The sequence below is a fragment of the Chloroflexota bacterium genome (assembly GCA_016875535.1).
Lineage (GTDB): Bacteria > Chloroflexota > Dehalococcoidia > SHYB01 > SHYB01 > VGPF01.
In genome coordinates this window covers 1-9,134 of record VGPF01000061.1, presented here as the reverse complement: position 1 = coordinate 9,134, position 9,134 = coordinate 1, and the positions used below count along the sequence as shown (strand labels likewise).

Genomic DNA, 9,134 nt, shown 5'->3' with positions numbered 1-9,134 from the left:
GCCCCACAGCGCCCTCGGCTACCGCCCGCCAGCGCCTGAGGCGATGTTGCCACGACTGGCGTTCAGCAGTTCCGCCGGACTAATATAGCGAGTGGTACAAAGTCTGGGGGCAGGTCAGAACAGCAGGACGCCACCCTTGATGCGGCGCGTCGCAAAGACCTCATCCTCCAGCTCCAGCGGGCCATCATAGACGAGGCGGCCGTCATTCCCGTCTACTACGGCCAGACCTTCTACGGCTGGCAGCCCGTGGTGAAGAACCACCCCAAGTGGGTCTTCTCCTTCGGCCCACAGTGGAAGTACGACACCGTCTGGCTCGATAGGTAGCCAGTAGGCTAAGCACAGAAAAAAAGAGGCCCGCCGTTACGGCGGGCCTCTTTTTTTATCCAGGCTGATGCCTATCTTAGATCGCCCCGTGCTCCCGCAGCTTCGCGATCTGCTCCCAGGAGTAGCCGAACTCCTGCAGCACTTCCTCCGTATGCTCGCCGAACTCCGGGGCCGTCTTCCGGGCGTGCCCCGGCGTCTCGCTCAGCTTTAGGGGGACGCCTACCTCGCGAAGGTCGCCGTGGATCGGGTGCTTTACCGTTGTGATGTACTCGTTGGCGATCACCTGGGGGTCGTTCGGCAGGTCGGCGTAGGATTGCACCGGCCCGCAGATCACGTCGTTGGCCTTCAGCAGCTTCAACCACTCCTCGCGCGTCTTCGTCGCAAAGGTCTTGTCCATGATCTTGATGACCTCGACGCAGTTCTTGCTCCGCTCGCCCATGGTGGCGAAGCGCGGGTCATCCTTGATGTGGTTCAAGCCCAGGGCATTGCAGACTCCCGGCCACCATCGGTCGCTCTGGACGCATCCCAGGGCCACCCACTTCTCGTCGCCGCACTTATAGATATTGAAGAGCGGGTTCCCGTTCTGTGTGCGGGGACGGGTCAGCGGCAGGTCGCCGTTCATCAGATAGGAGTTGATGGCCAGGGCCTGGAGCATCAGCTGGCCCCCAAGTTGGGAGGTCTGCATATGCTGGCCCACGCCGAATCGCTCCCTGGAGATGATGGCCAGCAGGATACCGTAGGCCAGGGTGATCGCCCCCGTTTGGTCGGAGAGGCCCGCATAGGAGCGGTAGATCGGCTCCGCCTCGCCCAGGTTCAGCAGCCACAGCAGGCCGCCGCGCCCCTGGCCCAGGATGTCAAAGACTCCGTCCTTGGCGTCAGGCCCCTTGGGGCCGAAGCCGCTGACGGAGGCGTAGACAATCTTGGGGTTCACCTTCTTCACGGCCTCGTAATCAATCCCTAGCTTCTCCACCACGCCCACTCGGAAGTTCTGCGCCACCACATCCGCCTTCTTCGCCATCTCCAGGAAGAGCTTCTTTCCCTCCGGGTGCTTCAGGTTCAGCGTCATGCTTCGCTTGTTGCGGTTCATCGTCTGGAAATAGTGGCTCACCTTGCGAGTGACGTTCGCCCCCGCCGCCGCCATGTTGCGACCGGGGTCTCCCTTGTCCGGGTCCTCGATCTTGATGACGTTCGCTCCCATGTCAGAGAGCATGACCGTTGCCCAGGGGCCGTTCTGCCAGATGGTCAGGTCAAGGATCGTGATGCCGTCGAGCGGTGAGCGTTGCATAGGTCTCTCCGAAAGGGGAGTGGGAAGCGTTGTCTGAGTGCGAGGCTACTCTAGGGGCGCAAAAGAGGAGTGTCAAGAAGGGCGCTCCCCTTCTGTGCCATCCGCCACTTGCGTATCCCTATACCCCTCCGCGAGAATCAAACCGCCGGAAGCGACTTGGATAGCCCCAACACGAGATATGCCGGCAAATAAACATGAGGAGTGGCGGAGATGACACAGGCAGCAGTGGCAAGCAATGCAGCGGCGGCAAAGCGGGACTTCACGGAGGTCGAGCTCCTTGAGATGATGGCCCGCTATGCGGAGATGCGCGACCAGGCGAACTGGTGCGGCTCATTCCAGAAAAGCATCGGCACGACGATCAAAGAGTGGCTCGCCAAGCACGGCGGCCTTCTCACAGACCATGAGCGCGGCACTATCGCCCGCCTCCAGCTGCGCGGCGGTGGCCCAGAACTCGATGTCACCGCCCTCGCCGCCCGCGACCCCGGCCTCCTGGCGAACCTCGCCAAGCACGGCTGCCTGAAGCTGAATTTTCAGGCATTCAAGGAGCAGGCGGCCCTTCACGCCTCCACCAAGCGCTACCTCTACCCGGGCAAGGACACCATTGCCCTCGTCGTGGAGACCAAGGCCGACCGGGAGCGGCAGGCGGAGGCGTTACAGCGTGGGTAAGCGTTGACTTCCTCGTGCGTTGAATTTTCAATGGAGTAGTCGTGGTGCTACTCTCCTCTTCTCCCTCGATGGGAGAGGAGAGGGTGATTTCCCCCATAACTTCGCTTCTGGTGTGACAATGGGGTGAGACTGCCGGAGGAGAGCAAAGCGGTGAAGTGCGTGATCTGCAAGCAGGGGAAGACACGTCCCGGCATGGGAACGGTAATCCTTGAGCGCGGCAAGACGACCGTCGTCATCAAGAAGGTTCCCGCCGATATCTGCGACAACTGTGGCGAGGCCTAATACGAGGGAGAGATCACCGCGAGGCTTCTTGAGATCGCTGAAGAGGCCGCCTGGTCCGGCGTCCAAGTGGATGTCCGTGATTTCGTCGCGGCCTAAGCCGGTTCACTCTAGCCCTTTCCCTTCTTCTCCCGCTCCTGCTGCAGCAAGATGCGCATCTGCACATTGATGCGCATCCGCACGAACTGCGCCATCTGCACCGCCACGTAGAGCGCGCCGCAGATCACTGCCAGCACAACGAACGCAGGGATCGGCTTGCTGGGCGCGACCACGCCCCCAAGCACAAGGATGCCGATGAGCACGATGAGGATCGTGCCCCGGATGCGGGCCGCCCGCACCGTCGGCGCCAGGACATCTACCCACTTGGGAGCCTGGATGTGTGGGACGGAGGGTGGCTTGTTCTTCATGGCCATAGTCTACCTGCCCTGCACTACGTGAACGCCCTGAACGCCGCATAGAGCGCGAAGGCGAAGACAAGGAAGAGCGCGACACCCCCAAGGATGACGAAGCCCACCACCGTTGCCGCCACGCGCCGCTGATAGATTACCAGGGGCATCCCGCGCTCCGGCATCGCCAGCCTGATGAGGAAGAGGGCGCTCACCGCGATCGCCGCTCCGCCCAGGCAGAGCCAGAGGACAAAGAGCGCCGGGCCTAGCTTCGCCCCGGCGGCGGTGACCAGCACGGCGGTGAAAGCCGCCCATAGCGCTAGGGCGAACTTGCCGGGATGGCGGAGGATGGTTGCCATGGAACCATTGTAGGGCCGCCGGCGGCCTTTGTGGGTCCCAGGCCAAGAGCTAGCGCGGCATCCCCAGCCCGCGCTGGGCGATGATGTTGCGCTGGATCTCGTTCGCGCCGCCGCCGATGGTGCCCAGCAGGCTCGATTCGTAGATCCACGTCAGCTGCCCGTCCAGCGGCGCATGCTTCGAACCTTCGTACAGCGCGCCCGTCGGCCCAAGGAGCGACATGGAGGTGTGCACCATCCGCACCTGCAGCTCGCTGCTCAGCACCTTGGTCATGGAAGCTTCGTAGTTCGGCACCTGGCCGTTGTCTATCATCCACATCACCTTGAAGGTCAGCAGGCGCGCCACGTGGAGGTCGGTGGCGATGTCCGCCAGCCGGTTCCGGACGATGGGATCGGAGAGGACGGGCCTGCCGTCGAGCTTCGTCTGCCTGCACAGCTTCACCAGGTCGTCGTAGGTGCGGCGGTACCCGGCCACGTGGCTGCCGATCATCACGCGCTCGAAGTCCAGCGCTACGGCGATATTGTAGAAGCCCATGCCGCGCTCTCCCACCATCTGTCGCTTGTTGACCCGCACGTTCTCCCAGAACGTCTGGTTCGTTCGCAGGCCGCCCAGGCACTCGATGGGTCGGATGGTGATGCCCGGCGTCTCCATCGGGATGATAAAGAGGCTCACGCCCTTGTGCTTGGCCTTGTCCGGGTCCGTGCGCGCGCCCATGAAGCAGATCTGGGAGTCCTGGGCGCCGGTGGTCCACATCTTGGTCCCGTTGATCACATAGTCGTCGCCGTCTTCCACCGCCCGCGTTTCCAGCGAGGCCAGGTCAGACCCGGCGTGCGGTTCGGAATAGCCGATGCACGTCTGGATCTCGCCACGCAGGATGCGGGGCAGGTACTCCTTCTTGAGGTACTCGGAACCGACTTTCATCAAAGTCGGGCCCACGATGTTCACTGCCATCAGGTGCTTGCCCATGGGGGCGCGGTTGTAGCCCATCTCCTCATGGAAGGCAAGCTGTTCGATGTAGTTCTTCCCCAGGCCGCCGTACTCCTTCGGCCAGCCGATGCCCAGCCACCCCTTCTTGCCCAGCTTCTTGCTGAAATCGTCGCTCCGGTTGCGGAACTCCGGAAGCTGGTCCCGGCGGGCCTTGGCATCCTCCGGCTTCCAGTTGTCCTTGAGCCATACGCGGACCTCTATGCGGAGCGCTTCTGCGGCCGGGCCGAAATCGAGATTCATCGTATTCCTCGTTGTCTCGCGGTATGCGTCCCGTCGTGTGCTGATGTATGATTGGGCCAATCTGCCCGTTTCAGGCGAAGTATAGCATACTGCATCCCTGTAACAAGATGAAATCGAGGTAGCGAGTATGCCCCCCAACGCCCCCCGTCCGCTCCCCTTTGCCGATACGGACACTAAGGCCTTTTGGGATGCTTGCAAGCGCCGCGAGCTGCTGCTCCAGCGCAACAGGGTCAACGGCCAGTACCGCTATCCCCCGGTGCCTGAGATCAACATCCCCTGCTACCAGGAGTGGGAATGGGTCAAGTCCGGCGGCAAGGGCAAGGTCTACACCTTCTGCATCCCGCACCACCCGGCGCATCCCTACTTCCGCGATAAGGTTCCCTACAACGTTGTCCTCGTCGAACTGGAAGAGGGCGTCCGCATCACCGCCAACCTCGTTGGCATTCCCAATGACCAGATCAAGATCGGCATGCCCGTCGTCGTTGATTTCGAAGATGCCTCGCCGGACGTGACCATCCCCTTTTTCAAGCCGGGGTAGATTCTTGCGCATGTTCTGATAGCGGCCTTCTGTGGGCCCGCTTATCGTAGGCGCAGCATATGCTCAACCTGGTAGGGGCTGTGGCTAAGCCCGGCCCGGTCTGGCAAGGAGTGCTTCCATGGACCTGCTCATCATCGAAGCCGCTATCAATGAGAACGTTCGCAAGGAAGAGAACGAGAATGTGCCCCTGACGCCGGAAGAGATCGCTCGGGATGCCGAGGAGTGCATCTCCGCCGGGGCCTCCATCATCCACTTCCACGCCCGCGACCCCAAGACCGGCGAGCCCCGGTACACCGACGCCTCTCTCTACGCCGAGGCGATGCGCCTCATCCGCAAGCGGTGCGACGCTATCTTCTACCCCACCTATAGCACGCAGTTCCCCATGCCGCAGCGCCACGCCCATGTGGAAGCCCTCGCCACCGATAAGGCGGTGCGCCTGGAAATGGCCACGACCGATATCGGCTCCGTCAATATGAGCCCCTTTGACGCCAAGGCCAAAACGTTCAAGCGCGATGGCGTCTACACCAACCTCCACGGCGACACCATCGCCTTTTTGGAGTTGGCGAATCGCCTTGGGGTCAAGCCCACCCTCGGCGCGCGAGAGCCGGGCCACTTGCGCCACATCCTCGCCTACCGGGAGATGAGCCTTCTCAAGGATCCCCTGGTGGTCAAGTTCATGTTCTATGACGATGCCCCTTGCGGACTGCCGCCCACTGCCTCCGGCCTAAAGGGCTGGATCAGCTCCATCCCGAAGGGGGTAGAAGTAGTCTGGTCCGTCCAGGCCTACGGGCGCTCGCATGCGATGCTGCAAGGGCTCGCCATTGCCCAGGGGGGCCACGTGCGCACCGGCATCGGCGATAACCCAAGGCTGGACGGGAAGAAGATGACGAACGCCCAGCAGGTGGAGCTCTTTGCGAAAGTGGCCAAGCGCCTGGGGCGAAAGGTCGCCGGCCCCAAAGAGGCGCGAAGGCTTATGGGGATGAAGCCCGCGTAGGTTCAGAGGGCAAGCGGCCGTATGGGCGCCACGATCGCCTGCGGATCGGTCTTCCAGTCCACGCCTGGGACATCTATATAGAGTTCGATCTCGTTGCCGTCCGGGTCTTCGATGTAGAGGCTGTGGGTCACCGTGTGGTCGCTGGCGCCGACGATGGGGACACCTGCCGCCTGCACCCGGTTCAGCGCCTCCCGAAGCTCTTGATCGGAGTCGCCCACCTTGAGGCCGAAGTGGTACATGCCCACTCGCCGTCCAGGGGGGATCGGCTGGGCGTTCGGCCCTACTTCGATGAGCAGGAGTTCGTGGTGGGTGCGCCCACTGGAGAAGACGGCTCCCCAGCCCATGGAGGCGACCTCCTTCCACCCGAGCACCTTCCCATAAAACTTCCTGGAGCGTTTGAGGTCACGGACATAAAGGACGACGTGTCCAAGCTCTTTGATTTCCATGGCGAGTGGCCTTTGCTATGTGATATCGCTTAGATGCGCAAAAGGTCGAAATCGGTTTGCGACCAGATTGAGGCATAAGTCTACAGCATAGAGGGGCGCGAACCCTTGCCTGGGGCTGTACTATGGCACTGCAGTCAGCGATGAAGGAGCCGCCATGACCAGAGGCAGCGTCTACACCCAGCATTCGCCCGTTCTGAAGCGGGAGCGGGGCCTGATCCGGGGGGTTATGGCGGTCAAGCTGCGGCCGGACGCCGCCCCGGAGAAGGTGCAGCGTTTCCTGGAGGCGTGGCAGGAGACGCCAGCCAAGGTCAAGGGCGTCCTGAAGGTCTGGGCCGGGAGGAATATCCCCGGCGGCGGGTGGGACTGGATACTGGACTCGGCGTACGATGGCTATACCGGCATCCTGGACTCGCGCAAGCATCCCTACGCCAAGGAGTTGAGGCGCTTTTACCCCGGCGGGGCGGACCAGGTTGTAGAGCGCACGGCGGCTACTTTCTTCAAGCCGTGGCGGCAGGCCATCCCCGAGCCTAGGATCAGGAACTGCATCAAGCGCACCCTGGTGATCAGGGTTATCCCCACCGCTTCGCCCAAGCTTTTCCGGGAGTTCGAGGAGCGGCTGGCGCAGATGCCCGTCTACATCAAGGGGATCCGCAACTGGGTGTTGAGCCACGACCTGGAGAACCACGAACTGCCAAGGTCTAAAACTGGGCCGGACCTCTGGACCCACGTTTGGGAGCAGGAGTTCCAGACGATGGACGGGTTCAAGAACGACTATATGACGCACCCCTTTCACTATGGCGTTGTAGACCCGTATTTCGACCCGGACGGGCCGATCTGTGTCGCCAAGGGGCATCTGCACACCTATTACGAGATGCCCAGCACAATCCTGGGTTGGAAGCCGTAGCCTTCCTGGCGCGGGAGCGGCGGCAGGAAGCTGACCGGAGGCAGGCTGATGCGCCTTCTTTTGAAATGGTTCACCTTTTGGCACATCTTCTTCTATCGCCTCACCCGGGGCAGACTTGGCGCGCACATGGGCAAGTACCCCATGGCCCTGGTGACGACGAAGGGTTGCAAGACGGGGAAATGGCGGACGGCGCCGCTGGGGTTCATGCCAGACGGCGAGCGCTATGTGCTGATCGCCTCGTACGGAGGCTCGCCTACGCACCCGGCCTGGTATTTGAACCTGGTCGCGAACCCCGAGGCGCATGTGCAGTTCAAGGGCAGGAAGATGAGGATGCGCGCCCGGACCGCCGTTGGCGAAGAGCGGTCCCGCCTCTGGGCGCTGGCGCTCACATACTATGATTATGCCCGCTACCAGCGCCGCACCACCCGGGAGATCCCCGTGGTGGTTCTTACTCCATTGGCACAGTAAGCGCCGCCATGCCCTTGACCCTCTGACCCGAGTGGCCTAGGCTTTCCCTCATGAAGTTCGGCGTGTTCTATAACCCGTTTCATGCCCAGGCCGAGACCATGATCCGCTTCGCCCAGCATGCGGAGGCCCTGGGTTTTGAATGGCTGATGGCCGATGACCACATCTTTCCTCCGAAGCAGTGGGAGCAGAGCGGCCGTGAGGTCGAATGGGACGCCCACACCATCCTCACGTACCTGGCTGCCAAGACCACGAGGCTGCGCCTCCTGTACGGCTGCCTTGTTGTCCCGTTCCGGCAGCCGTTCACCACCGCCAAGGCGATCGCCAGTTTGGACGTCTTGTCCAAGGGGCGTGTGACGCTGGGGGTTACGCCCGGCCACCTGAAGCGCGAGTTCGCCACGTTCAATGTACCCATCGAGCAGCGGGGGAAGATCACGGATGAGTATCTGAGGATCATGAAGGGCCTCTGGACGAGAGACGAGTTTTCGTTCGAGGGGGCATATCACACCGCCAAGCGCCTCAGCCTTCGCCCAAAGCCGGTGCAGAGCCCGCATCCGCCTATCTGGGTGGGCGGGAGCTCGATGCGGGCCGTGCGCCGTGCGGTGGAGCTTGGCGATGTCTGGTTTCCCCTGCACTTCGCGGCTATCCCTGAGGGGCCGCCTGGGAAAGCGCCGCCTGAGCCGACGAGATATAGCGACGATGCGACGCCGGAGCGCATCCGCGAGGGGATCGCCTACGGACGCAGGCTCTCCAAGGAGATGGGGAAACCGTTCACGATGAAGGTCGCGATATTGACGGGCGTGATCCAGGTGATGGAGTACGACGTGGTGCGACCGTTCAGCGGCAAGCGGTTCATCTTCAGCAAGGGGAGCCCGGCGCAGGTGATCGGCGACCTCCGACAGTATGCAGACGCCGGCGTTGATCATTTTGTCGTCGGGTTTGCTGGGCGTTCGGAGGAGGGTTTTCACCAGCAGATGGAGCGGTTCGCCAAAGAGGTTATGCCAGCGTTTCGGTAGCGCGGGATGTGTGCCCCGCGCCCCGACGCCGGATTGGGTTTCGGGAGCAACCCGAAGAGCGTAGGCCCGTTCGTCGTGGCGATTGGGGATCACCGCTCCTCAGGGGGACAGAGGGGGCGACCCGCGCGATGGACCCAGGGCGCGTGCCCCGCGCCCCTACTCCTTTCTTTGAGATGGGTGTGGGGATGGGTGTGCTGCAGAGGGCCCGACGGTGTGCCATGGGTGGACGCGTCCAGCAAAGGTGCGG

General features: G+C 62.5%; 12 protein-coding genes. 7 read left to right on the top strand and 5 right to left on the bottom strand.

What is annotated here, in order from left to right; translation table 11 throughout:
- Nucleotides 1-400: 400 nt before the first annotated feature.
- Nucleotides 401-1,609 carry a CoA transferase gene (locus tag FJ039_11940; GenBank protein ID MBM4406862.1) on the bottom strand — a complete coding sequence of 403 codons (1,209 nt, stop codon included), beginning with the start codon at nt 1,607-1,609 and terminating at the stop codon, nt 401-403.
- A gap of 210 nt (nt 1,610-1,819) precedes the next feature.
- Here FJ039_11940 and FJ039_11935 point away from each other — a divergent pair, with 210 nt between their 5' ends.
- Both FJ039_11935 and FJ039_11930 read left to right on the top strand, forming a co-directional pair.
- Entirely contained in the window at nt 1,820-2,275 is a 456-nt protein-coding gene (locus tag FJ039_11935; GenBank protein MBM4406861.1) for a hypothetical protein, read from the top strand.
- 150 nt (nt 2,276-2,425) lie between these two features.
- Nucleotides 2,426-2,557, top strand: a complete 132-nt coding sequence (locus tag FJ039_11930) for a type II toxin-antitoxin system MqsA family antitoxin (GenBank protein ID MBM4406860.1) — start codon at nt 2,426-2,428, stop codon at nt 2,555-2,557.
- A gap of 107 nt (nt 2,558-2,664) precedes the next feature.
- On the opposite strand, the gene FJ039_11925 is transcribed toward FJ039_11930, so the two are convergent.
- Genes FJ039_11925 through FJ039_11915 form a run of 3 tightly spaced genes read right to left on the bottom strand, consistent with a single transcriptional unit; the run spans nt 2,665 to nt 4,524 of the window.
- Nucleotides 2,665-2,967, bottom strand: a complete 303-nt coding sequence (locus FJ039_11925) for a hypothetical protein (protein MBM4406859.1) — start codon at nt 2,965-2,967, stop codon at nt 2,665-2,667.
- 17 nt (nt 2,968-2,984) lie between these two features.
- A complete protein-coding gene (locus FJ039_11920; GenBank protein MBM4406858.1) occupies nt 2,985-3,299 on the bottom strand; it encodes a hypothetical protein in 315 nt (104 codons plus the stop codon).
- Nucleotides 3,300-3,348: 49 nt separating this feature from the next.
- Nucleotides 3,349-4,524, bottom strand: coding sequence for an acyl-CoA dehydrogenase (locus tag FJ039_11915; protein ID MBM4406857.1), 1,176 nt, complete (start codon nt 4,522-4,524; stop codon nt 3,349-3,351).
- A 127-nt stretch (nt 4,525-4,651) separates the two neighbouring features.
- Between FJ039_11915 and FJ039_11910 the strand changes: the two genes are divergently transcribed.
- Nucleotides 4,652-5,062 (top strand): OB-fold domain-containing protein, encoded by a 411-nt coding sequence (locus FJ039_11910; protein MBM4406856.1) that lies wholly within the window; start codon nt 4,652-4,654, stop codon nt 5,060-5,062.
- Between the two features lie 118 nt (nt 5,063-5,180).
- The gene (locus tag FJ039_11905) at nt 5,181-6,056 is read left to right on the top strand and encodes a 3-keto-5-aminohexanoate cleavage protein (GenBank protein MBM4406855.1); all 876 of its coding nucleotides are present in this window, start codon (nt 5,181-5,183) and stop codon (nt 6,054-6,056) included.
- A 2-nt stretch (nt 6,057-6,058) separates the two neighbouring features.
- Here FJ039_11905 and FJ039_11900 read toward each other — a convergent pair whose 3' ends face one another.
- Nucleotides 6,059-6,502: a VOC family protein gene (locus tag FJ039_11900; GenBank protein MBM4406854.1), complete on the bottom strand. Its 444-nt coding sequence runs from the start codon at nt 6,500-6,502 to the stop codon at nt 6,059-6,061.
- Between the two features lie 154 nt (nt 6,503-6,656).
- On the opposite strand from FJ039_11900, the gene FJ039_11895 reads away from it, so the two are divergent.
- Genes FJ039_11895 through FJ039_11885 form a run of 3 tightly spaced genes read left to right on the top strand, consistent with a single transcriptional unit; the run spans nt 6,657 to nt 8,887 of the window.
- Nucleotides 6,657-7,406, top strand: coding sequence for a hypothetical protein (locus FJ039_11895; GenBank protein ID MBM4406853.1), 750 nt, complete (start codon nt 6,657-6,659; stop codon nt 7,404-7,406).
- Nucleotides 7,407-7,454: 48 nt separating this feature from the next.
- Nucleotides 7,455-7,874, top strand: a complete 420-nt coding sequence (locus FJ039_11890) for a nitroreductase family deazaflavin-dependent oxidoreductase (GenBank protein MBM4406852.1) — start codon at nt 7,455-7,457, stop codon at nt 7,872-7,874.
- Nucleotides 7,875-7,924: 50 nt separating this feature from the next.
- Complete coding sequence (locus FJ039_11885) at nt 7,925-8,887, top strand: TIGR03619 family F420-dependent LLM class oxidoreductase (GenBank protein ID MBM4406851.1); 963 nt, start codon at nt 7,925-7,927, stop codon at nt 8,885-8,887.
- Nucleotides 8,888-9,134 lie beyond the last annotated feature (247 nt).

Excerpts from the sequence above, each read along its gene's own strand:
- FJ039_11940 (MBM4406862.1), bottom strand. The coding sequence starts at position 1,609 with ATGCAACGCTCACCGCTCGACGGCATCACGATCCTTGACCTGACCATC.
- FJ039_11935 (MBM4406861.1), top strand. The coding sequence starts at position 1,820 with ATGACACAGGCAGCAGTGGCAAGCAATGCAGCGGCGGCAAAGCGGGAC.
- FJ039_11925 (MBM4406859.1), bottom strand. The coding sequence starts at position 2,967 with ATGGCCATGAAGAACAAGCCACCCTCCGTCCCACACATCCAGGCTCCC.
- FJ039_11920 (MBM4406858.1), bottom strand. The coding sequence starts at position 3,299 with ATGGCAACCATCCTCCGCCATCCCGGCAAGTTCGCCCTAGCGCTATGG.
- FJ039_11915 (MBM4406857.1), bottom strand. The coding sequence starts at position 4,524 with ATGAATCTCGATTTCGGCCCGGCCGCAGAAGCGCTCCGCATAGAGGTC.
- FJ039_11910 (MBM4406856.1), top strand. The coding sequence starts at position 4,652 with ATGCCCCCCAACGCCCCCCGTCCGCTCCCCTTTGCCGATACGGACACT.
- FJ039_11905 (MBM4406855.1), top strand. The coding sequence starts at position 5,181 with ATGGACCTGCTCATCATCGAAGCCGCTATCAATGAGAACGTTCGCAAG.
- FJ039_11900 (MBM4406854.1), bottom strand. The coding sequence starts at position 6,502 with ATGGAAATCAAAGAGCTTGGACACGTCGTCCTTTATGTCCGTGACCTC.
- FJ039_11895 (MBM4406853.1), top strand. The coding sequence starts at position 6,657 with ATGACCAGAGGCAGCGTCTACACCCAGCATTCGCCCGTTCTGAAGCGG.
- FJ039_11890 (MBM4406852.1), top strand. The coding sequence starts at position 7,455 with ATGCGCCTTCTTTTGAAATGGTTCACCTTTTGGCACATCTTCTTCTAT.
- FJ039_11885 (MBM4406851.1), top strand. The coding sequence starts at position 7,925 with ATGAAGTTCGGCGTGTTCTATAACCCGTTTCATGCCCAGGCCGAGACC.